Raw genomic sequence first — 22,835 nt, forward strand, 5'->3', positions numbered from 1 at the left:
GGTCAGCCGGGCATTACGGTGGGACACGAAGACCTCCGTGCGGTGTGTTCCTAGACAGCTCCACCACATCGGAGGTCTTCGCCATGTTCAAGGCCCGCCAGTGTCAACAACGCTCGTGATCAATACACCTAGGGCGTGTCCGCAATGTCGCGTCGGATCAGCCTGCGGCGTCAGGGGGCACCTCCCGGCGGTAGCCGGGGGAGCGTGCGATCGCAAGGCGGAGGGTCGTCCTCGCGGGGGTACCCCCGGACGGAGTCTGGGGGCGGGCCTACTCGGATGATCCCGACAACGCAGCGAGCATGCGTGCCAGGCGTCGCGGGCCCGGCGGGACTTTGCGGACACGCCCTAGTGACCGGCGGTGTGACACCGCGCGGCTCGCGCTCCGGTCAGCGGGCCTCCCGCGCCTCCTCGTGGCCGCGCACCCGGTCGATGACACGGCGCAGCAGTTCCCGGGCCGCGCCGATCTCGTCCGGCCGGATGTCCCCGGCCAGCTCCTCGTGGACCGCGGTGGCCCGCGCCGTGATCCTCTCCAGGGTGTGCCGTCCGGCGGGGGTGAGGACCAGCAGCGGTGAGCCCTTGTGGTCCGGATTGGCCTCGAAGGCCGCCAGCTCCTCGCCGACCAGGTCATGGGCGACCCGCTGCACCCCCTGCCGGGCGATGCCCAGCCGGCGGGCGGCCTGGGGCACGGTCAGCGGTTCTCCGGAGGCCACGCTGAGCAGTTGCCAGCGCGCCTGGGTCTGCCCCTCGGTCGCGGCGATCGCCTCGCCGCTCCGCCGCAGCAGCCCCGCGGCCTCGTAGACGTCCGCGACCAGCAGGGCCATCTCGTCGGACATGCCGTCCTCCTCGATTCTCTTCATTGACAACACGTTGTCTGTGTGTAAATCTGTTGTCATCCTAGCCGGGGCGTATCCGCTCCGCATCCACCCCACCCCATGCCACAGGAGAGAAGAGCGATGAGCACGGCCGTCAGCACCCTCCACGCCGCCCTGGAGCGCGGCGCCGCCCTCCGTCCCCGCGTCGGCGGCTTCCCCTACCTCGCCGAATCCCTGCGCCGGGCCGGGGTGTCCCGGTGCCGGATGGCGGTGCCGTCCAACGCGATGCTGTACCTCACCGACGCCGGAAACGTGGTCGTCCAGGGTGAGCCGCTGCTCACCGGCACCGCCGATGTGGCCCCCTTCGACCGCGAGGCGCTGATCGCAGCCCTCCGCGCCGACCAGGCGGGGGAGACCACGTTCCCCGAGTTCGTCCAGGGGTGCTGGCGCGCCGGTGTGGTCTGGTACGACGTGGATCTGCCCGGGCGGAGCTGTGTGTACTACGGCGCCGACGGCGACTCGTACACCGAGGACTACCCGGCCGTCGAGATCTGACCGCCGCCGGCGCCCGGTCCCTACTGGATGCTCCAGCGGTGCGGATGGCCGGGATCGCCGGGACAGGCGAAGATGTTCAGCTCACCCCACCGGCCCACGGTCACCTCGGTCGGCGTCGCCGACCGCGACCCCCGGGGGAGCTCGTGCTCCTCCAGCGGGATCCAGCTCCGGCTGCCGCCGTCCCATTCCGAACTGTCGACGGTCAGCAGCAGCTCCATCGGTGTCGCACAGGACGCGCAGTCCATCCGGGCGGGGTCCGTCAGATGCCAGGACGCGAACCCTCCGGCGCGCCAGCCGGGAGGTATCGACAGGTCGTACTGGTACCCGGGCTCGTCGACCGGCTCCTCGCCGGTCTCCTCGTACGCCGCCTCCGCCGCCTCCTCCAGGGCCTCCTCGGCGGCGTCGATCCGGGCGCACAGCTCCTCGGGCAGCGTTCCGGCGAACGGGTAGGTGACCACCTGCTCGGGATGCAGGACACACGGCTCCGCCACATACCCCTCGTACCCCACCACCTCCGGCCGGGGCGGTGTGCTCAGCACCTCGGTGACCTCCCACGACCGCCGCCACACCAGCCGCACCGACATGCCGTACCCGGTGCGGCCATGACGGTCGAACGGGCACCAGAACACCTGGAGCAGATCGTGGTCCTCCGGACCCGGGCGCAGATCGGGGACATCCCGCCGGTACAGCTGTGCCACGCCCAGCATCGGCAGCGGATCGGTGTCGGCGAGATCCGCGACGCGGTGCTCGCGTTCGAGCTCCGTCAGCAACTCCCGCTCCTCGTCCGTGGGTCCGGAAGCGGGGTCGCGCGCCCACGCGTCCCCGAGGATCCGCCGTGCGCGGTGGATGTCCACCGGGCGCCTGCCGTGCGCCCGGGGGTGCGGTTCGGTGCACACCGGCCACGGCTCGTCCACCGGCCACAGCAGCGGCCCGCCCACGGAACTGTCCGCCACCCCCGGTGTGCCGGGCCGTGGATGCAGCCGGGTGGTCGTACCGCGATGGGCGGCCAGCCCGGGGTACAGCTTCGCGACATCGAGCGGGCGTGGCGGGGTGGTTCTCGTCATACGGGAACCCTAGGCGGGCCGGTCCCGCCGTGGGGCGCGCCGGACCCGGGGTGACTAGGGACAGTCACTGATGTCCGGAATGTTCGGATTGGACATGCTGATGAGTGTGCGGGACGCATCTCCGGGAGAAAGGGTGGTGAGCCGCGATGCTGCGCCTCGGGCTGATCGCCGGGCTCATCGCCGAACTGGTTCTCTTCGGTGTGTTCGTCGTGATCCATCTGTGGAACGACTAGGAGTCCCGGCAGCACGAAGGCGCCCCACCGGTCCGTGCCGGCGAGGCGCCCCGCGCACGCCCGGATGCCGTCGCGCATCGGGGCGGGCTCCGGTGGGCTGCCCGGCGCCTCAGCCGGTGGAGGGGTAGGGGCCCTCGACCTTGGAGACATCGATCGACTCCGCCGCCGAGGGGGGCTTCACGGTGAAGTGCACGCCGAAGCCCGACAGTTCCAGGCGGCCCTGGAGGCCGTTCTTGTCGGTCAGGCTCACCGGGTAGGGCTTGCCCTCGGTGGCGATGTGAACGGTGGACGGCTTCTCACCGGACATGGCGAACGTGATCGGCACGACCTTCTTCCCGCCGACGGTGGTCGGTGCCCCCTTGGTCACCTGCTTCGCGGAGAGCAGGCTCTTGGACATCGTGTCCGGCTGGGCCTGGCAGAGCGCGGCCGTCAGCCCCAGGGTGAGGGAGGACTTGAGCTCGCCCTGGAAGTACTTGCCCTTGGCCCGTGGTTCCTTGGCGAGCACCTGCTTTCCCTCCTGGTCGGTCCAGTAGGCGTCCCCGGGCTTCACCCAGACCTGCTCGCCCTTCTTGATGATGCGGAAATCGAGGCCCTTGAGGCTGCTCGTGCCCAGGCAGTTGCCCGAGGTGTCCGTCATCAGGTCGGTCGAGCCCTGCTCCTCGGCGCCGACGGTCTTGAGACGCATCGACCTCACCGACGAGAGGGCCTCACCGCTCTTCCGTGCGATCTCCGGTCCGCTCAGCTTCTCGATGCCGTTGGGGGCGCCGGTGCCGCCGCCCCCGTCCTCCTTGTCGCCACCGCCGCCATTGCCCTTGTCGCCGGCGGATGTCTTGTCGGACGCGACCTTGTCGTCCTTCTTGCTGTCGTCACCGCTGTCACTGCTGCAGGCGGAGAGGCCCATCGCGGCCACCGCGATCACCGCGGCCGTTCCGATGCCGAATTTCCGTGCCATGAGTCACTACCGCCTATTCGTTGAAAACATTTCAGGTGAAAACGAGAAGGTATCCGTGTCGCATCGGTGCCGCGTCATGAAAGGCATCCGGGAAGCGGATTCGCATCACACCGGGAATGCGCACACTGACGTGGTCCACGGACTCGAGGGTGAGAGCAACCCTGCCACAGGGAAAGGGCGGGTGTCGACGCAAGGGTTCGCTAGGGATTTCCCCTAGCGCAGAAAAGAACGGCCCGGCGGAGTGCGAAGAGAAATGACCGTCCCGGGGTTTTTCGCCGGTTCCGTTTTCGCCAGGTCCGCGTCAAGGGCAGCCGGGTCGGCGCGACCGTGTGCACCGGCGGGGGATGCCGGGGCGCACGCCAACCCCCGGAAGAGTGAGTGGTATAGCTCACATGGGCAACTCGCCCGCGCTCCCGTGCGTCCTCATATATGCACGCCGGGCTTCGGTGGGCCGGTAACGCATGCCCGCCGGGCGTCGAGAGTCCCGTACCACTCCGATAGCATGATCGAAGCTACGACGAGCGCCCTCATCGACGCCCTTCACCGGAAATCCGCACCATCCGGCACGAAGAGTGACCTATTTAGACATCCCTAACAAATCGGCCAAACAATTGATATCTAGAGCATCGCGGGTGTTTTCGCGAATTAATGGCAGAATGACGTTCGCCGCATGGCGCCGACCACGAGTCATACTGTGGACCGCGGCGAGTGTGGTGTTCCTCGGGTTCCTCATCGCGCTGGAGATCACCGCGCGCCGCCTCGGTGTGACGGGGCCGCTCGTCAGTCAGGTGCGAGAGGTGATATTCCCGCCCAAGTCGGGCTTCCTGCTGTACGGCGGGATGGCGCTGATGATGGTGGTGCTCACCTGGCGGCAACGGCTCATCGGTGCGGGTGTCGCGGTCGGGATCGATGCCGTCATCCTGCTGGTGCGGTGGGTGCTCGACGCACCGGCGACCGGCGGACACCCCTTCGGGACCGGTGCGCTGTGGGTGATGCTGGGCTGTGCGGTCATCGCCGTCACCCGTCGCACGGGTGCGGAACGCGCCCTGCTGCTCAAGGGCGTCGGGCTGGGCCTGGCGCTGGTGGCCGGCCGCAAGATCGGCGACATCTGGCTGTTCATCACCGCGAAGACCCGTCCCATGGTGCTCGATCAGTACGTGGCGACCGCCGATCACGCGCTGGGCAACCCGTCGTGGGTGGTGGGCCGGATCGTCGAGGCTTCGGGGCCGGTCGGCAATCATGTGCTCGACGTCATCTACGCCCAGCTCGCGGTGGCCGCGGTAGCCGTCGCGATGTACCAGCTCCGCCATGTGGCGACCGAGCGCCGCTTCCCGGTCCATCATCTGGTGCGCACGTTCCTGGTGATCGGTCTCCTGGGGCCGGCCGTCTACATGATCTTCCCGGTGGTCGGACCGGTCTTCGCCTACGGTCCGGGTGCCTCCGGTACCGGCGGCCCGGAGTGGGCGCTGCTCAATCTGTGGCCGAACACACCGCCGCCGGTGAATGTCCCGCACTCGATGATCTACGACGGAATCACCCCTCGTAACTGCATGCCCAGCCTGCACACGGCCTGGGCCACCGCGATTTTCATCCATTCCCGCAAGGGCCCGCGGGCGCTGCGTATCGCGGGGACGTTCTGGCTGATCGCGACGCTCACCGCGACGCTGGGATTCGGGTACCACTACGGCGTCGATCTTGTTGCGGGAGTGGTGTTCACACTCACGATCGAAGCGGCGCTGCGTGCGTTCGACCGCGGCTGGGACCGGTCGGCAATCCAGTTGGTCGTCCACGGCGCGGCGGTATTCGCCGCACTCCTGGTGGCGTACCGCTTTCTGCCGCTGGAGATGGCCAGGCATCCGTGGGTGTTCGGGCCGCTTCTCATCCTGGCGATGCTCTCCGTGATCCACGGCTATATACGGACCACCAGACAATGGGAACCGAAGGCCGCGCCGGCGCTGCAACCGGAACCGCAGCCCGAAATGGTCTGAGCACATACGAGGTCCTGCCCGTCATTCGGTGACGGGCAGGACCATCGTCATTTCAGAACCATCTTCTTTGCAGGGTGCTACCCGCAGTTCTCGGCCTTTTCCCGCGCGGTCATCCTGCGGGTGTGCTGTGTCCTGGAGCTTGGCATGTCCGCTACGGGGCCGGTGGCCTCGAAGGGGACGTACCAGTAGTAGTGGCCCTTGTACCGCTTCTTGAAGACCAGCTCGTAGGTTCCCTTCACCCGCTGCATCTGCGGTTCACGGGTGACCCAGCCGACCTCGCCGGGCGGGACGTCCACCATCGTGGTCGCCGTCTCGGAGTGCTCACTGGTCCAGGTGTGCTTGAAGGAGGTCTCCACACTGCCCGTGAAGACCTCAGCGAACTTGTACTCCGCGCGGATGGCGACCCCGACGGAGTTGCTCGACCCCGTGGTGTCCGTCCATGTGATGCTGGACAGCTGGGGGTCCTTGGTGCAGTTGTAGGCGAAGTCGCCCACGTGCTGTCTGTCCCCGGGGAAGATGTCGGGCTGTCCGCCGGGGTGGAACACACAGGACCTCGTGCCGTTGTTGCACTGGTCGAGCAGTTCCTTGTCGCTCGGCCGGTCATCGGCCCGGGCGGTGGGCATGGCCGTCAGGCTGCCCACGGCGGCTGCCACCGCCAGGAAACCGGCCCCGCGGGCCCGGTTGCGGAACATGGTTGGTGTTCTCCTTCATGGGTGCGGAGTCGATCGGTGCGGCCTCGTGGCCGCCGCGCTGGTCTCCGCCCGTCCGGGCGGTCCGCCCGCGTCACCCGTCGCAGTACCTGGCCTTCTCCTTGGCCGTCATGGGCCGGGTGAGCTGCGACTTGTTGCTGACCCCCGTGGGGCCGGTGGCCGTGAACGGGACGTACCAGTAGTAGTGGCCCTTGTACCGCTTCTTGAAGACCAGCTCGTAGGTGCCCTCGACCGACTGCATCCTGGGCGCGCGGGTGATCCAGCCCACCTCACCGGGGCGGACGTCCACGTTGGTGGTCTGGGTCTCGGTGTGCGAGCTCATCCAGGCGTGTTCGAAGGACGTGGTCACCGTCGTCTTGAAGATGATGCCGAACGTCGCGCTCATGGAGAGCCCGACGCTGTTGGTCTCCCCGGTGGTGTCGGACCAGGAGAGGCTCGACCGCTGTTTGCGGCTGGTGCAGTTGTAGGCGAAGTCACCCACCTGATGCCGTTTCCCGGTGAACTCGTCGGGCTGTCCGCCGGGGTGGAAGACGCAGGTCTTGGTGCCGTTGCCGCACTTCTCCAGGAGTTCCTGGTCGGACGGCCGTTCATCGGCCTGCGCGGTCGGCATACCGGTCAGGCTGCCCACCACGGCCGCCGCCGCCAGGAATCCGGCGGCGCGGGCACGGTTGCGGAACATCGTGCGTTGATCTCCTATCCGGGAGCGCCGGGGCGATCCCGCGGACCCCGGCCGGGGGCCGCGGACATCCGGCTACCTGAAGCTGACCGACTGGGCCCGGTTGTCGGCCGAGGCGCCCACATCGATGGTGTTCTCCGTGTACGGTCCCTCGACCCCACCGGCGAGATCGGGCTGCGGGTGGAGCTGGATCCGGCAGTTGGCCCAGGGCTGCACGGAGGAGATCTTGTTCTTCCACTTGTCGTCGAGGTTCCAGTAGAAGACCTCCTTGTCGTGGTCCCCGCACGGACGGGCGCCCCAGAGGGTGAGCGAGGCGCCTCCGTAGCGCTTCTGTGTGAAGAACGTCCCGATGACGACATCGCTGGGCTGGACGACCCGGTTGGTGGCCGCCTCGGGCAGCTCCTCCCCGTCGGCGTTCACCTTCTTCTGGAAGGCCGCGGAGCGTACGGCGGTCGCCGGATCGGCGGGCGCGTCGGTGACGCGGCCCCCCGTGGCGTGCTCCATCACCTCGGCGAAGGTGGCGAAGCACCGCAACCGGCCGTCGTCCGCGTCGGCCAGGCAGTGCCGGCCGGCGGAACCGGAGGACTCACCGGCCATGGCGGCCGGAGCCCCCGCGGTGCACATCACCCCGGCGATCCCGGCCGCCGCGGCCACCGCGATCCGGCCACGTCGTGCTCGTGCGGTCATAGGAACCTCTCCTGTACGAGGGCAACTTCGGTGCTCGCTCCCGGCGCTCCGGGCCGCGCTCCTGCGTACGGTCGGGCCGAGGAAACGCACGGCTGCGACGGCAGCGGGAGAATAATGATGCACTCCAGTGGAACTGGACACCAGTGACGGCCGGGGCGTGCTCTCCCGGCCGTTGTGAGTGGCACCGTCAGAAACGACCCAATTGCCCTGGCTCGCGACACCTATTCACGTCGAGTTTTTGTGATTCGGTACCGGCGTCACGGTGGCGGAGAGTGCCTGCCCCGGAGGTGAAAAGCCCTCAACCGGCGTGCAGGGTCAGCCGGATGGCCGCCCGGACGTCCCACTCCGTCACCGCGTCGTTCCCCTCGGCGTCGCCCCCCAGGGGCTCCCCGCGGGTGAGCCGCAGTGGTGGCGCCTTCAGCGCGGAGTGCACCACGGTGGCGGCGGCGACGATCTCACCGGCCACCGAGCCCGGCGCGGGCGCGTCGTCGCACACCACCAGACGGCCGGTGCGGACGGCCGAACCCAGTACGGTGTCCAGGTCGAGCGGCACCACGGTGCGCGGATCGACCACCTCCACCGACACGCCCTCCTCGGCCAGACGGGCCGCCGCCCGCAGCGCCACCGGGACGAGCGGACCGACCGCCACCACGGACACGTCCGTCCCCGCACGCCGCACCGCGGCGACCCCCAGCGGAATCTCCGCCGCGGGGCCCGCCCGTGACGGCACGTGGTCCGCGGCCGCGCTCCGCGCCACCACCACCGGCCCCGGGGACCGTACGGCGGCGAGCGTCAGCCCCGCGGCGTCATGGCCGTCCGAGGGCAGGACCGTGGTGAGCCCGGTCATCGGGGCCAGCAGCGAGTGCAGCGGCTGCGACCCGGGCGGTCCGCCCCAGTCGTCCACCACGAACACCACCGGCGGTGCGGCGGCGGAGGCGGCACTCACCGCCGCGGTATGGGCCAGCGGCCCCAGGACGGCGGTGGATTCATGGCCGGTGAGGTCCAGCACCGGGCGCAGCCCGGCCGCCGCGGCGGCGGCGCACACCGCGGCCACCGTCCCGGCCGGGCCCGGCAGGACCCGGACCCGCCGCGTGCCGACCACCTCGGCCAGGGCCCGCAAGCCCGGGTCCCCGGTGGCGCCCGGTGAGAGAGCCGCCGGGCGGACGGCCACGACGGAGGGATCGTCGGCCATCGCGGCGCGCAGCCCCTCCCACACCCCCGCGGGGGGAGGGAACACCTCTCCGGCCGCTCTCACCGCGCTCGTCCGACATCCCCCGGCGGGGCGGTGGAACCGGTGACCGGGGTGCCGGGGCGGGAGCCGGTGTCCCCGTCGGACCGGTGGCCGGTGTCGTTCCCGCCCAGCCAGCCGTCCACGGTGGCCGCCTCCTCGCCCCGCAGCCGTTCCACATCGGAGCGGGTCAGCACCCCTTCGCCGATCAACTGCCGCGCCAGTTCGGCGATCGGATCCCGGACGAGGGGGTCATCGGCGGCCGGTGCGCCGTCGCCGCTCACGGCCGGCCCGCCGGCCGGCGAGCGGTCCGCGGTCGGGAGGTGGACTTCCAGCAGCCCCGGCCCCTCGCCACCGCGCACCCGCCGCACCGCGCTCTCGGCCGCCCGGTGCACCTCCAGGACATCGCCCGCGTCCACCGGCCCGTCCCGCATCGCCCGCAGCCCGCCGTACGACGCCGGTCCGGGCGTGTTCGGCGCGCCCGCACCGGCGGGCCGGTGCTGCCGGACGAAGAGGACCGGCAGCCGCATCTCCTGGGCCATCAGGGTCGCCTCGTACCAGCCGGGGGAGAGATGGGTGTCGCACAGGACCACGGTGATGTGGTCGCGGTCCGCCTCCTGGTCGGCCCAGGCGGTGCCGACCGCCGTCACCAGCGCCTGTTCGGCGAGTCCGTTGGCGCCCACCAGGCCGTGGCTGGTGTCGAAGAAGTGGGCCAGCAGCCCGTGGCCCCGCGCGCAGCCCGCCGGGCGGCCCAGGACTCCGGCCCACAGCCGGTCCGGGCGTGTGTTCTTGGCGATCAGCGCGGCGTGGCCGGAGGACACCGAGGTCACCCTGTCCTCGTCGCGCATCGCCGCGATGACCCCCACCACCACCGACTCCCCGCAGTGGGGGAGGGGTTCGAGTGCGGGTGCCAGCCCCCGGTCCCGCAGTGCCGCGGCCTTCGCCTCGTACAGCCGGACCCGCATCATCAGGCGCAGCAGGGGGAGTCGTCGCTCGAGGGCGCGGCTCGGGCCGCGGCCGGAAGCTGTCTGCACGTGGTTGCCACTCTCTTCGCCTGGCGGACGGTCTCCCTGGCGGACGGTCGGGTGGACCTGCCGCGAACGCGCCCGCCGGAACGGGGCGCGGCCACGGATCGCGTTGAGCATTCCAGAAGATCGGTGGGTGGGCCCCGATGGATTTCCCTAGTTGTCGGCGGCGGCCGCTCCGTGCTCCGCGGGCGGTCGCGGCGCTGCGGGCCGTCGCGCTCGACTACTATCGATCTCTCGATACCGACCGGTAGGGGAACATGGCCGAGGAAGCGCGCGGGGGTGATCTGTCCCGGCTCCGTCAGCTGAACGCGCGTGCCGTCGTACGTGTACTGCGCGGTGAACCGCCGCTGACCCTGACGGAGATCTCCCGCCGCACCGGCCTCTCCCGCGCCTCCACCGACGACGTCGTACGGCAACTGACCGAACAGGGCTGGGTGGCCGAGGCCGAGCGCACCGCAGGGACGGTCGGCCGTCCCGCCCGCCGCTACCGCTTCCGCGCCGACGCCGGACGGGTGCTGGGCGTGGAGGTGGGCGAACGGCACGTGGCCGCGATGGTGGCCGACCTCGACGGCACCGTGGCGCACAGCGCGCGGGTCGCGGTCGATGCCGCAGCGGACCGCGCCGCCCGGCTGGCCGCCGTCGACGAGGTGACACGGCAGGCGAGGGCCGCGGCCACCACGGAGCTGGGACCCGGTGCCATCTGGGCCACCGGGGTGGCCACCCCGGGACTCGTCGGCACCGACGGACAGGTGTCCGTCTGCGATGAACTGCCGGACTGGACGGGCGTCGATCTGCGCGCCCACCTCGAACGCACGGTTCCCGGCACCGTTCTGGTGGACACCCTGGGCAACCTGGCCGCCCTGGCCGAGGGCTGGCGCGGCGCGGCACACCACGCGCAGCACGCCGTCTGTCTGTACGCGGGATCCACCACCGGGGCGGGGCTGATCATCGGCGGTGCGGTGCACCGTGGCTTCGGCAACGCGGCCGGACAGATCGGCGCGCTGCCCGCCGCGGGCTGGGAGCGGGCACGGCGCCGGGTGCGGGAGTGGCGCCCCGCGGTGCCGGACACCACCGCGGGCGAGCCGGTGGATGTGTTCACCGCCGCCCGCGCGGGGGACCGTTCCGCGGTGGACACGGTGCGCGCCTACGCCCGGCACCTGGGCATCGGCACCGCGGCCCTGGTGCTCACCCTCGATCCGCAGCTCCTCGTGCTGACCGGCGGCTTCGCCGGCCAGCCGGAGACGGTGACCGCCCCGCTGCGGCGTGAGCTCACCCGGCGCGCCCTGCGCGCCCCGGAGATCCTGGTCTCGCCGCTGGGCGAGCGGGCGGTGGTGCTGGGCGCGGTCCGCCTCGCCCTGGACCACGTCCGCGACCTCGGGGTCGGCGGACCGCTGGCCTCACGGCCACCCTCCGCACCCGGCTGAGCCACGCGGACGTCCTCGCGCCGCCGGAACGGGCCGGGCACCCGGAAATGATGCGCGTCCCCGGCACCGGGTGTGTGCTGGGAGGAGCGGCACCTCGGCTTCCGGGCGCATGCCGTACGGGCGTACCTCGCCCGGGGCGCCGTACCGGGATGTGCCGGGGCGGGCCGCCCGGGAGGTCCGATGGACATGGCTGTGGGCGCGGGAGGTCCGGTGGCCCCGCGCTGGAGCGCGCGGTTGGCGGTGGTGGCGGGCGCGGCGGCGGTGCTGGTCCTCCTGCTCTTCGCCGGACTCAGCAGTGTGCTCCTGATCGCGGTGGGTGTGGCCGGGATGGTGCTCACCGCCGCCGGTGTGTGGTGGGCCCTGGTGCACCGCGCGCTGCTGCGGGTGCTCGCCCTCGCGCTGGCCGTCGCCGCCCCGGTGACGGTCGTCGTCCTCTACGCGCTCGCCGGACTGCTGTGGGTGGTGCTCGTCTCGCTCGCGCTGTGGGCGGTGGCCGTGTCCACCGGCCGGGCCGCGCTCGCCGCGGACAGCGGGCCGGACCGCGGCGCGGAACGCCGGGCCGCTCCGCCGGCGCGGCCCTTCCTCATCATGAACCCGCGTTCGGGTGGCGGGAAGGTGGCCGCCTTCCACCTGGTGGAGAAGGCGGAGGCGCTGGGCGCCGACGTGATGGTCCTGGACCCGGACCAGCCGAGCGATGTGGCCGAACTGGCGCGGCGGGCCGCCGACGCGGGCGCCGATCTGCTCGGAGTGGCGGCAGGGGACGGCACCCAGGCGCTGGTGGCGGGGGTGGCGGCGGAGCGCGGACTCCCCTTCGTGGTGATCTCCGCCGGGACCCGCAACCACTTCGCCATGGACCTCGGACTGGACCGGGACGACCCCGCCGCATGTCTGGACGCGCTCACCGACGGGGTGGAACTCCGCGCCGACCTGGGCTTCATCGGGGACCGCCCGTTCGTGAACAACGCTTCCTTCGGCGCCTACGCCTCCGTGGTCCAGAGCCCCGCCTACCGTGACGACAAGCTCCGCACCACCCTCGATCTGCTGCCGGACCTGCTCACCCATGACACCGGGCCGCGGCTGACCGTCCGGGTGCGGGACCGGTCCGTCGAGGGGCCACAGGCCGTGCTGGTGAGCAACAATCCGTACCGGATGGGCGATCCGGCGGGGCTCGGGCGCCGGGAGCGGCTGGACTCCGGTGCGCTGGGGGTGCTGGCCGTCACCGTGGACACCGCGGCACAGGCGGCCGGGATGCTGCGCGGCCGCCACGCCCCCGGGCTGGCCTCGCTGACCGCCCATGAGGTGGTCGTGGACGCCGATGCCCCCACCGTCCAGGTCGGGGTGGACGGTGAGGCGCTGACGCTGCCGGCCCCCGTGCGGTGCCGTGTGGCACCGCGCGCCCTGCGTCTGCGGCTGCCCCGCCACCGCCCCGGCACCCCGTCCGGCAAGCCGCCGATGGACTGGCGGCGGGTGCGGCATCTGGCGCTGACCATGGGGCGGACCGCGGCCGCGCACGGCGGCGCCCACCGCTGAACCGGCGGCCGGACCACCGTATGCGGTGGCCGTGTCCCTGACCGCACCTCCGACGCCGTGCCCTCACACCCCGCCGGTGTCCAGCACGTCCACGCGCGGCAGGTCCCGGTGGCGGTGGTGTGCTTCGGCGATCTCCAGCAGTGAGGTGCGGCCCAGCGCGCGGTACGCGGCCACCAGGAGGGTGTTCGCCTGTGCCTCCCGGACCCGGTCCCCGGCCGAGGCCCAGTGCAGGTCCCGGCCCAGCACCAGCGCCTCCGCCGGATCGCCGTCCGCGCACCACCGCAGCGCGTCCGCCACGCAGTCCGCCACCGCCGCGGCATCGTCGAACAGTCCGTACACATAGCGTGCGAACCGGTACTCGTCGGCGCCCCCGTGGGGTGGCCGGTCCAGTGCGGTCCGGCCCGCCACCAGCGCGCCCCCGGAGTCCAGAGTGGTGATCCGGTCCGGATCCTCCGGTGGCGGACCGCTGTCATGGGCGTCGCTGTACGCGAGACCCACCTCGCGGCGGTCCCCGGTCTCCAGGGCGGTCAGCGCGTCCCGCAGCCGCTCCAGCCCCGTCCTCCGCGCGGCCAGGTACTCCGGCTCCGCGTCGTCGTCCTCCAGGTCCCGCCAGTGGCGTTCGAGCCGGGCGCGCAGCGCCTCCAGCGGGGTCCGCCACCTGCGGTCGATCCCGCCGCCGTCGTGGGTGTAGTAGGAGGCGACGCCGTCGCAGGCGCGGCCGTCGTCGGACCACAGCCCGTAGTGGAGTCCGTCCGAGCCGCCGTGCAGGAAGGTGAGGAACTCCGGAGGGTCGCGGTAGTAGCGCCCGTGCACCCGTACATCCACACCGTCGCGCGGCGGGAGCCCCGGATCGGCGCACAGGTCGGTCACCCCGGCCACCGCCAGGTCCAGGTCCGCGAACGCCTGCCGCTCGACGGGTCCGAGCCCTTCCAGGAACGTCCAGAACCGGAAGAAGGACTCGGGCAGGGTGAGTCCCCACTCCCGCAGCACCCGGTCGGCGACGGCCGTCCGCCGCCGCTCGTACGGCATCCGCTCCCCGGACATCGGTCAACCCCCGCATGCATCGACAACCGGCGCCACCGACGGGCGCCGGCGACGCCGGACGAGGCTAGCGGACCGGTCCCGAGGGCCGGTCCGCAGGCCCCGGTCCGGCGGGTGTCAACGGGTGCCCGCCACCGCGCGGCTGCGCTGCTCCACCCCCGGGGCGCCGTACGGATAGTCCGCCGCGCCCGGGTCGCTGACCTCGTCGAGACGTGCCAACTCGCCCTCGGATAGCTGGAGTCCGGCGGCGCCGAGGTTGTCCTCGAGCTGCTCCAGGGTGCGTGCGCCCAGGATCACCGAGCTCACCCCGGGACGGGCCAGTACCCAGGCCAGGGCCACCTGCGCCATCGAGACGTCCCGCTCCTCGGCCACCGCCCGCACCGTGTGCACCACGTCCCAGGTGCGGTCGACCCGGCTGCGCCGGTCGTACGCCTCGGTGCCCCGCTCGGGGTTCTCGCCCAGCCGGGTGGCCCCGCTGGGGCGGGTGTCGCGGCGGTACTTGCCGGTCAGCCAGCCGCCGCCGAGCGGACTCCACGGCAGCAGGCCCAGCCCCTCGGACGCACAGGCCGGGGTGATCTCCCATTCGATCTCCCGGGAGAGCAGGCTGTACTGCGGCTGGAGGGTCACCGGCCGGGTCAGCCCCCGGAAGTCGGCCACGTCCACGGCCTTCTGGAGCTGCCAGCCGGTGAAGTTGGACAGCCCCACGTAGTGGATCCGGCCCTGCCGTACGGCGTCGTCCAGGAAGCGCAGTGTCTCCTCGACCGGCGTCAGCGGGTCCCAGGAGTGCACCTGGTACAGATCGACGGTCTCGACGCCGAGGCGGCGCAGCGAGGCGTTGAGGGCGCGGTCCAGATGGCCGCGGGACAGCCCCGCGTCATTGGGGCCGGTGCCCATCGGGAAACGCCCCTTGGTGGCGATGGTGACCCGGTCGCGGATATCGGCGGGACGGGCGGCCAGCCAGCGGCCGATGATCTCCTCGGCCGCGCCCGCGGTGTAGACGTCGGCGGTGTCGATGAGCGTGCCGCCGGCTTCCACGAAGCGGTCGAGCTGGGCGAAGGCGCAGGACTCGTCGGACTCGGCGCCGAAGGTCATGGTGCCGAGCGCGAGCGTCGAGACACTGCAACCACTGCGGCCGAGGGTGCGGTACTCCACGGTCGGTACTCCTTGGATGAGAGATGAGCTGAGGTGGGCTGAGCGGGGGCGCGGCCGGGCCCGGCGGCCGGGTTCCATGCTGGGCCGTACCCCACCCATCTGTCCAAGAGAAGAAAGCGGACGGATTAAGCGACTACACTTCTCAATCATGGAACTCCGGCAGCTCGAGTACTTCGTGGCCGTCGCCGAGGAGCGGCATTTCACCAAGGCGGCCCACCGGATGATGGTCTCCCAGTCGGGGCTCTCGGCCTCGGTGCGCGCGCTGGAGCGGGAGCTCGGCGCTCCGCTGTTCGTCCGCACCACCCGCAGCGTGGAGCTCACCGGAGCCGGGCGCGCCCTGCTGGTGGAGGCCACCCGCACGCTGGCCGGGGCACGGGCCGCCCGGGAGGCGGTGGCCGAGGTGCAGGGGTTGCTGCGGGGCAGTCTGGCGGTCGGGGTCGAGCAGTGCGTCACGGTCGACGTCGGAGCGCTGCTGGCGCGCTTCCGCGCCCAGCACGCCGATGTGGAGGTCCGGCTGCGCCAGGCGGGCTCGGCCCTGCTGATGGACGACGTGGTCGACGGACGGCTGGACATGGCCTTCGTGACCCTTCCCGGCCCGCCCCCGGACGGCGCCCGTCTGCTGCCGCTGGACAGTGAGCCGATGGTGCTGCTCTGCGATCCGGGCCACCGGCTGGCGGGTGCCTCCCGGGTGAAGTGGGACGAGCTGGCGGACGAGACCTTCGTGGACTTCCACCCCGACTGGGGCGCCCGGCGGCTGACCGACCGGGCCTTCGCCGACTGCCGCACACCGCGCCGGGTCGCCCTGGAGGTGTACGACGTGCACACCCTCATCGAGCTGGTGGGCCACGGGCTCGGGATCGCGGTCGTCCCTCGGCCGATCGCCCGCAAGGAACAGGCGGCGGAGCTGTGCGCGGTACCGGTGGACGAGGGGCCCGACGCGGCATGGCGCTGGCAGGTGTCCGTGGCCGTCCCCGCCGGTGACCGGCCGAGCCCGGCCGCGCGTGAGCTGCTGACCTACCTGGGCCGCTGACGCTCCGTCGACGGCGCCGGATTGATGGACAGTCAGGAGATCCGCTCGCACACTGTCCACAACTCCCCTTCCAGGAGGCGTCGTGGCCGTGCGGATCTGTTCGCTGATCGTCGATGTGCCGCAACTCGTTCCCGCCGACGGCAGGTACCACATGGTGCGGTTCCCCTACGGCCGCGAGGAGTCCCACGACCCGGACAATATGCATCCGGCCCGGCAGCCGGACGGGTACACGGTGAGCAAGTGGCGCTCCGACGACCGCTCGGGGCTCATCTGGCCGTCGGCGGACGGCTGGGGCGCGCTGACCGCCATGATCCAGTGGGAGAAGGGGCGGTACGGCGAGCTGCGGGACCGCTTCGTCCGCGATCCGCTGAACCTGTCGACGGGCGCCGATTCGACGGCCACCGACCACCGGCCGCCGAGCCCCGGGATGCAGTGCTTCACCAAACACCATGAGATCTTCGTCCATCCTGGGGTCCCGCTCGCCCTGATGGTCGGGCATGATGACCGCACCGCGCGCAGGCTGGTGTTCGCCGAGTTCAAACTCGCCCTGCACACCACCTGACGGGCGACCGCGGCGCCGGGCTCATACGCCGGCGGGCGGCCGGGTCCCGCCGGGGAGGGGCAGTTCGAACCACACCGACTTGCCGCGGCCACTGGGGCTGTTGCCCCACGCGGCGGCCAGGGCCTCCACGATCACCAGACCGCGCCCGTGCTCGGAGCTGTCCTGCACGGAGTCCGAGACGGTGATCGGCGCGGGCATCGGCGGCCGGGGATCGGAATCCAGCACCTCCACCCGCAGCCGGTCGGAGTACTCGCGCAGCCGTACGTCCACCTCGCTGTCCGCGTGCATCAGGGCGTTGGTGACCACCTCGGTGGCGATCAGCTCCAGATCCGCCGTGATCTCGTCCCAGCCCCTGCTGTGGGCGTAGTGGCGCAGGAACTCCCGGACGTTGCCCACCGAGCGGAGGTCGTGCCGCTGGACGAAGACCCGGCTGACGTGCTGGCGTGAACCGGGCAGCACCCCCGCGTAACGGGCCAGCAGCAGCGCCGCGTCGTCACCGCGCGCCCGATGGGCCTCGGTGCTCTCGATGACGCGGGTGGCCAGGTCCTCCAGCCGCTCGTCCCCGGTGGCCGCCAGGGTCTCGCCGAGCACCTCACCGGCGTTGCCGAGGTCCACGGTCCGGGAGTGCACCAGTCCGTCGGTGTACAGCGCCAGCAGGGTGCCGTCCGGCAGCGGTTGTTCCATCGACTGGTAGACGGTGTCGGGCGCGACCCCCAGCGGCAGCCCGACCGACATCTCGGGCACCACCACGCCGTGGTCCGGATGGCACAGCAGCGGCGCCGGATGGCCCGCGCTGGAGATCTCGGCCGTGCCCACGTCCAGGTCGAGCCAGACGCAGCAGCAGGTGGCGAACAGCTCGGTGTCCAGCTCGGTGAGGATCCGGTTGGTGCGCTCCAGCAGGGCCGCGGGACGGTGGCCCTCGGCCGCGTACGCGCGCACCGCGCTGCGCAACTGGCCCATGCACGCCGCCGCGTTGGGGTTGTGACCCTCGACGTCCCCCATGACCAGCCCCACGTTGCCGTCGGGGAGGGTCAGCACGTCGTACCAGTCGCCGCCCACCGCGGTGCCCGCGGTGGCCGTCACGTACCGGGTGGCGATGTCGAGGTCCTCGCGGTGGGGGAGCCGGGCGGGCAGCAGCCCCTGTTGCAGTTCGCGGGCGAGCCGGTGCTCGTTCTCGAAGTGGACCGCGCGCTCCACGGCCTGGGCCACCAGATCCGCCATCGTGACCAGGGTCGACCGCTCCTCGGCCGAGAAGTGGCGGGGGCCGTCGAAGCCCAGTGCCAGGGTGCCCGCGCGCAGACCACCGCTGATCAGAGGGAGCAGGGCGCACGCCCGGACGTCCTGGGAGGCACCGTCGAACCGGGCCGCCACCAGGGCCCGTTCGGACTCCAGGAACGTCGGGGCCGTCACGGACAGCGGGTTCATCCCGGGGGTGTCGTCATCGGGCGAGGGCGGCGGGGCTCCCGCCAGCGCGTGCGCGACGGTCCGCGGATAGCCGCTGTAGCCCAGCAGGGTGGCCTGACCGTCCTGTTCGACCGAGACGGCCATCCCACGGGCACCGAAGGGCTCCATGATCCGGGACGCCACGACATCCAGCACCTGCTGGCCGCGCACCGCGCGGTTGAGCCAGGACGCCAGCTTGTAGATCTGGTACAGGAAGGTGATGTTGGCGGACTCCGGCGCCCACTCCTGGCCCACCCGGTCCGGCAGGGCCTGGAGGAACTGGGGCATCGGCAGGGCGGTGCGCGGCGGGGAGGCGAACCCGGACTGCGCCAGCTCCCGCGCCAGATCATCGGCGATCTTCTCGCAGCGGTCCAGTTCATCGGGCTGCAGCGTCCGCGGCCCGAGCGGGGGAGCCCAGATGACGGTCAGCACCCCGTACCCGATGTCCGGGGACCGGATCGGGGTGGAGGCCACCGTGTACGGGAACGGCATCGTGACGTCGAACCGGGACGGGGCCGCGCTGTCGAACTCGGTGAACGTGGACACGTACTGGCGGCCGGTGCGGTGAGCGGTGGCGGAGGCCAGGCGGGCGGTCACCGGCATCCGCTCGATGGTGGTGAAGATCGACAGAGGGCGGCCCACCACCACCGCCGAGGCCAGACTGCGCCCGTCGTCGACGGGGAGCACCACGATCGCCGCGGTGGCCCTCAGCTCGCGGGCCGCCTGCTGGAGCGCCTGGGCGAACACCGATGTGACGCGACCGGTGTCGGACCCGGTCGCCTCTGGTCGGCTGTGGTGGCGCTCCTGCATCGTGGCACTCGACGATTCCTGGCGGTCTCCCGGAACATTTGCCCGCTGTGGCGAATACTGTCCTCTTTACAGGTATACAGCGGGTCACGCGCGGTCGCGGGGGTGGGACTCCCCGGTCCTCGTCCCCGGCTCCGCACCGCCCCGCGTCCCCGGCTCCCCGGCGCTCTCTCCCGCGGCCGAGGCGATGGCGCGCACGAGGGCCTGGTAGCCGGTGCAGCGGCAGAGATTGCCGCCGAGGCCGGCGCGGATCTCCTCCGGGGAGCCCGCCGCCCGGCGGCGCACCAGGTCGTACGCCGTGATCAGCATCCCCGGTGTGCAGAAACCGCACTGAAGGGCCCCTTCGCGGGAGAACGCGGCCCGCAGCCGGTCGGCGTCCGCCCCGGTCAGCCCCTCGACGGTGACCACCTCGGCCCCGTCGCAGGTCGCCGCCAGGGTCAGACAGCCCCGTACGGGCAGCCCGTCGACCAGTACGGTGCACGCCCCGCACACCCCCTCCTCGCAGCCGAGGTGGGTGCCGGTCAGTCCCAGGCGGTCGCGCAGCAGATCGGCGAGGCTGGTCCGCGCGGGAACGGTCACGGTGTGCTCGGCACCGTTGACCCTCAGCCGCGGAGACACCTCGTTCACGGTGCACCCGCCCCCTCGCCGGCGGCCGCGCTGACCACCGGCGCGGCGCGGGCCAGCGCCCGGCACACCGTGGCCGCGTGGACGCGCAAGCCGTGGCGGGCCGCGTCGTCCGGCGCCGCGTCGACGGTGCCGAGGTCCTGGGCGACGCCGGGCAGGACCGCCGCCACATCCAGCCCCGCCGCGGACCGTCCGGTGAGCAGCAGCTCGGTGGCGGGCAGCCGGACGGGTGTCTCCCGCGCCGCGCCGAGCCAGAGCGCCACCTGCTCCAGCCTCCCGCGCGCGTCGGTGTCGAACAGGACCACCGCGAGCGAGGAGGCGTACGCACCTGCCGTACCGGCCGTCTTGTGCAGCCCCCACCAGCGTCCCTGCGGCAGGCTGCGCACCTCGACGGCCACGACGATCTCGTCGGTCGCCAGACCGCTGCGGAACGCGCCCCGCGGCAGCTCACGGGCGGGAAGCGAGCGGACACCCCGTGCTCCGCACACCTCCACGGTGGCGTCCAGCGCGGCGAACACCACGGGCCACTCGGCCGCCGGATCCGCGTACGCGAGGCTGCCGCCCAGGGTGCCGCGGGTGCGCACGGCCCGGTGGCCGATGCCCGCCGCGGCCCGGGCGAGCAGTCCGCCGCCCGCGTCGGGGACCAGTCCGTCCTCGACCATCCGATGGGTGGTGGCCGCCCCGTAGCGCACACCCCCGGCGACCCGCCGGGCGCCGCGCAGGGAGCCGATACCGGTGATGTCCACCAGGTGCACCGGGGTGATCCGCCGGGCGTTCAGCTCCGGCATCAGGCTCTGTCCGCCGCCCAGCACCCGGGCGCCGTCGCCCAGACCGGCCAGCAGCGCCACCGCCTCGGACACCTCACACGGCCGGTGGTAGCCGAACTCCGCCGGTTTCATCGGGGTACCGCCCCGCCACCGGGAGCGTCCGTCCGCGCCCCGGCGACGGCCGGTGCGCGCGACGGTCCGGACGCCGCCGCCCGGTCGAGGGCGGCCCACACCCGGGCGGCCGTCATCGGGGTCCGGTCCATCCGCGCGCCGAACTCCCGCAGCGCGTCGGTGATCGCGTTGCCGATCGCGGCGGGGGGCGGGATGGCCCCGCTCTCGCCCACGCCCTTCATCCCGAGGACGGTGTGCGGCGACGGGGTGTGCAGCTGCTCGATCCGGATCCGGGGCACATCGGGCGCCCGGGGCACGCGATAGGCGCCGAGCGTGGTCACGGCGGGTAGGCCGCCGCTGTCGCGGGGGAGCTCCTCCATGAGCGCGGTGCCGATCCCCTGTACGGTGCCACCGATGGTCTGCCCCTCGACGACCAGCGGATTGACCACCGTGCCGCAGTCCTCCACGACGGCGTAGTCGAGCAGTTCCACCTCGCCGGTGTCCAGGTCCACCCGCACCACGGCGGCGTGCGTACCGTAGGTGAACGCACCGGTCTGCACCTCGGGGCGGTAGGTGAAGGTGACGTCGAGGCCGCCGTCGGCACCCGGGACGTGGTCGGGCGTCAGACAGAACTCCCGGGCCAGTGCCGTCAGGGTGCGACCGCCGCGGTCCCCCACGATCGAGCCGCCCTCGAAGCGCAGCCGGTCCGGCGGTTCGTCCAGCAGCACCGCCGCGACGCTCCGGAGCCGCTGTGCCAGCAGGTTCGCGGCCCCGTACGCCGCCCCGCCCGCCATCACCATCGTGCGCGAGGCGAAGGTGCCGTCCCCGCGCGGCAGGTACGCGGTGTCGCCCTGGCGCACCGCGACCCGCTCCGGTGCGATGTCCAGCACCTCGGCCACCACCTGCGCCAGGGTGGTCTCGTGCCCCTGGCCCTGGGACTGCACCCCGACGCCCAGCGTCAGACTGCCCGTGGCGTCCATGACCAGCCGGGCGCTCTCTACACCGAAGGTGACCGCGAGACCTCGGGAGGCCCACTCCAGACAGCCGTGTGCGGTCTGCTCGGTGAACGAGCCGTACCCCACACCGATCCGGGTGCGTGAGCCGGGATCCGTGGCCCGCTGCCGCGCCCGCACCTCCTGGTGGCCGATGAGCCGGCTCACCCGGCGCACCGCCTCGGGGTAGTCGCCGCTGTCGTACACCTTGTGGGCGACCGACGTGTACGGCATGGACCGCGGTCCCACCATGGCGCGGGTCCGCATCACATACGGCTCGATCCCCAGCTCATGGGCCAGATCGTCGATCAGGCGCTCGATGCCGAAGCAGGCGGCCGGACGGGCCACCCCGCGGCACGGCCCCAGCGGGGTGGAGTGGGTGGCCACGCTGCGCGCGGTACAGCGGTAGTCGCGCACCCGGTACGGCCCGGGGATCATCGCCGAGGCCATCGAGGCGTCCATGGTGGCCGTCCACGGGTGCACCGAGTACGCCCCGGCGTCGACCACGATGTCGGCCTCGAGCGCGAGCAGTTCGCCGTCGGCCGCCGCGTGTCCGGTGAGCCGGTAGTGGTGGTCCCGGCCCTGGGTGGTGGCCACCATCGCCTCCGCGCGGTCCTCGACCCAGCGGACCGGGTGGTCCAGCCGGGTCGCCACGGCCGCGAGCGCGATCTCCTCCGGGTAGACCGTGCACTTCGCCCCGAACCCGCCGCCGACGTCCGGCACGATGACCCGTACCCGGTTGCCCGGCAGGCCGAGCAGCTCGGCGATGGCGTCCCGGACCAGATCCGGTGTCTGGGTGGACGTCCACACCACCAACTGGTCCTCCGCGCGGTCGTGGTGGGCGAGCACCCCCCGGGTCTCCAGCGGCAGCGGCGACTGACGGCCCACGGTGTACTCGCGGGTGAGCGAGACCGCCGCCCGCCGCGCCGCGGCGTCCACATCACCCGCTGTGACGGAGGTGGTGGCATAGATGTTGTCCGGCCACTCCCGGTGTACCCGTGGAGCGCCCTCGGCCAGCGCGGCCCGATGGCCGACCACCGGGGGCAACTCCTCGATGTCCACGGTGATCCGCCGGGCGAGGTCCTCCGCCTCGGCCCGGGTGTCGCCGAGCGCCAGCGCGATCGGCTCACCGACGTAGCGCACGGTGTCCACGGCGAGGAGCGGCAGGGGAGCGGTCCGGAAACCGGGCAGCGCGGCGGTGGCCACCAGCGGTCGCGCCAGCGGGGCCAGATCGGCGGCGGTCCACACATCGGTGCCGGACACCCCGTCCGGCGCGCGCACCGAGCGCAGCGCACCGTGCGGCACCGGGCTGCGCACCACCGCCACGTTCCGCGTCCCGGGGAGGGCCACATCGGCGAGGAAGCGCCCGTGTCCCGCGAGGTGGCGGGCATCCTCCCGCCGCGGGCGACCGGCACCCAC

At 72.3% G+C, this 22,835-nt stretch carries 20 protein-coding genes; 6 read left to right on the forward strand and 14 right to left on the reverse strand.

Annotated elements, in window-relative coordinates:
• Positions 1-386: 386 nt before the first annotated feature.
• Positions 387-857, reverse strand: a complete 471-nt coding sequence (locus NMK44_RS27445) for a MarR family winged helix-turn-helix transcriptional regulator (RefSeq protein WP_254747929.1) — start codon at positions 855-857, stop codon at positions 387-389.
• Positions 858-953: 96 nt separating this feature from the next.
• Here NMK44_RS27445 and NMK44_RS27450 point away from each other — a divergent pair, with 96 nt between their 5' ends.
• Positions 954-1,367, forward strand: a complete 414-nt coding sequence (locus NMK44_RS27450) for a DUF1398 family protein (RefSeq protein ID WP_254747931.1) — start codon at positions 954-956, stop codon at positions 1,365-1,367.
• A gap of 20 nt (positions 1,368-1,387) precedes the next feature.
• Here NMK44_RS27450 and NMK44_RS27455 read toward each other — a convergent pair whose 3' ends face one another.
• Both NMK44_RS27455 and NMK44_RS27460 read right to left on the reverse strand, forming a co-directional pair.
• Positions 1,388-2,431 carry a hypothetical protein gene (locus tag NMK44_RS27455; protein ID WP_254747933.1) on the reverse strand — a complete coding sequence of 348 codons (1,044 nt, stop codon included), beginning with the start codon at positions 2,429-2,431 and terminating at the stop codon, positions 1,388-1,390.
• Between the two features lie 342 nt (positions 2,432-2,773).
• A complete protein-coding gene (locus tag NMK44_RS27460) occupies positions 2,774-3,616 on the reverse strand; it encodes a hypothetical protein (RefSeq protein ID WP_254747935.1) in 843 nt (280 codons plus the stop codon).
• Between the two features lie 656 nt (positions 3,617-4,272).
• On the opposite strand from NMK44_RS27460, the gene NMK44_RS27465 reads away from it, so the two are divergent.
• The gene (locus tag NMK44_RS27465; protein ID WP_254748135.1) at positions 4,273-5,604 is read left to right on the forward strand and encodes a phosphatase PAP2 family protein; all 1,332 of its coding nucleotides are present in this window, start codon (positions 4,273-4,275) and stop codon (positions 5,602-5,604) included.
• Between the two features lie 77 nt (positions 5,605-5,681).
• Here the strand turns inward: NMK44_RS27465 and NMK44_RS27470 are convergent, their stop codons facing one another.
• The 5 genes from NMK44_RS27470 to NMK44_RS27490 form a co-directional block, all read right to left on the reverse strand.
• Entirely contained in the window at positions 5,682-6,296 is a 615-nt protein-coding gene (locus NMK44_RS27470) for a hypothetical protein (RefSeq protein WP_254747937.1), read from the reverse strand.
• A 91-nt stretch (positions 6,297-6,387) separates the two neighbouring features.
• Positions 6,388-6,993 (reverse strand): hypothetical protein, encoded by a 606-nt coding sequence (locus NMK44_RS27475; protein WP_254747939.1) that lies wholly within the window; start codon positions 6,991-6,993, stop codon positions 6,388-6,390.
• A 72-nt stretch (positions 6,994-7,065) separates the two neighbouring features.
• Positions 7,066-7,677, reverse strand: coding sequence for a hypothetical protein (locus NMK44_RS27480; protein ID WP_254747941.1), 612 nt, complete (start codon positions 7,675-7,677; stop codon positions 7,066-7,068).
• Between the two features lie 298 nt (positions 7,678-7,975).
• Positions 7,976-8,914, reverse strand: a complete 939-nt coding sequence (locus tag NMK44_RS42460) for a transketolase C-terminal domain-containing protein (protein WP_254747943.1) — start codon at positions 8,912-8,914, stop codon at positions 7,976-7,978.
• A 14-nt stretch (positions 8,915-8,928) separates the two neighbouring features.
• On the reverse strand, positions 8,929-9,939 hold the full coding sequence (locus NMK44_RS27490) for a thiamine pyrophosphate-dependent enzyme (protein ID WP_254747945.1): 1,011 nt from the start codon (positions 9,937-9,939) through the stop codon (positions 8,929-8,931).
• 251 nt (positions 9,940-10,190) lie between these two features.
• Here NMK44_RS27490 and NMK44_RS27495 point away from each other — a divergent pair, with 251 nt between their 5' ends.
• Positions 10,191-11,357, forward strand: coding sequence for an ROK family transcriptional regulator (locus NMK44_RS27495; protein WP_254747948.1), 1,167 nt, complete (start codon positions 10,191-10,193; stop codon positions 11,355-11,357).
• Positions 11,358-11,537: 180 nt separating this feature from the next.
• Positions 11,538-12,887 carry a diacylglycerol/lipid kinase family protein gene (locus tag NMK44_RS27500; RefSeq protein ID WP_254747950.1) on the forward strand — a complete coding sequence of 450 codons (1,350 nt, stop codon included), beginning with the start codon at positions 11,538-11,540 and terminating at the stop codon, positions 12,885-12,887.
• A 63-nt stretch (positions 12,888-12,950) separates the two neighbouring features.
• Here the strand turns inward: NMK44_RS27500 and NMK44_RS27505 are convergent, their stop codons facing one another.
• Positions 12,951-13,931: an ADP-ribosylation family protein gene (locus NMK44_RS27505; protein ID WP_254747952.1), complete on the reverse strand. Its 981-nt coding sequence runs from the start codon at positions 13,929-13,931 to the stop codon at positions 12,951-12,953.
• 114 nt (positions 13,932-14,045) lie between these two features.
• Entirely contained in the window at positions 14,046-15,080 is a 1,035-nt protein-coding gene (locus tag NMK44_RS27510; RefSeq protein ID WP_254747954.1) for an aldo/keto reductase, read from the reverse strand.
• A gap of 148 nt (positions 15,081-15,228) precedes the next feature.
• Between NMK44_RS27510 and NMK44_RS27515 the strand changes: the two genes are divergently transcribed.
• Positions 15,229-16,110 carry a LysR family transcriptional regulator gene (locus tag NMK44_RS27515; RefSeq protein WP_254747956.1) on the forward strand — a complete coding sequence of 294 codons (882 nt, stop codon included), beginning with the start codon at positions 15,229-15,231 and terminating at the stop codon, positions 16,108-16,110.
• 82 nt (positions 16,111-16,192) lie between these two features.
• Positions 16,193-16,672 carry a hypothetical protein gene (locus NMK44_RS27520; RefSeq protein WP_254747958.1) on the forward strand — a complete coding sequence of 160 codons (480 nt, stop codon included), beginning with the start codon at positions 16,193-16,195 and terminating at the stop codon, positions 16,670-16,672.
• Between the two features lie 21 nt (positions 16,673-16,693).
• Here NMK44_RS27520 and NMK44_RS27525 read toward each other — a convergent pair whose 3' ends face one another.
• The 4 genes from NMK44_RS27525 to NMK44_RS27540 form a co-directional block, all read right to left on the reverse strand.
• Positions 16,694-18,925, reverse strand: a complete 2,232-nt coding sequence (locus tag NMK44_RS27525; protein ID WP_254747960.1) for an ATP-binding SpoIIE family protein phosphatase — start codon at positions 18,923-18,925, stop codon at positions 16,694-16,696.
• A gap of 84 nt (positions 18,926-19,009) precedes the next feature.
• Positions 19,010-19,549: a (2Fe-2S)-binding protein gene (locus NMK44_RS27530; RefSeq protein WP_254747962.1), complete on the reverse strand. Its 540-nt coding sequence runs from the start codon at positions 19,547-19,549 to the stop codon at positions 19,010-19,012.
• Positions 19,546-20,445: an FAD binding domain-containing protein gene (locus NMK44_RS27535; RefSeq protein ID WP_254747964.1), complete on the reverse strand. Its 900-nt coding sequence runs from the start codon at positions 20,443-20,445 to the stop codon at positions 19,546-19,548. Before NMK44_RS27535 ends, NMK44_RS27530 begins: the two co-directional genes overlap by 4 nt.
• Positions 20,442-22,835 (reverse strand): xanthine dehydrogenase family protein molybdopterin-binding subunit, encoded by a 2,394-nt coding sequence (locus NMK44_RS27540; RefSeq protein ID WP_254747966.1) that lies wholly within the window; start codon positions 22,833-22,835, stop codon positions 20,442-20,444. The genes NMK44_RS27535 and NMK44_RS27540 overlap by 4 nt, the downstream gene beginning before the upstream one ends.

Origin of the sequence: Streptomyces cucumeris (genome assembly GCF_024295805.1) — a bacterium.
GTDB classification, from domain to species: domain Bacteria; phylum Actinomycetota; class Actinomycetes; order Streptomycetales; family Streptomycetaceae; genus Streptomyces; species Streptomyces cucumeris.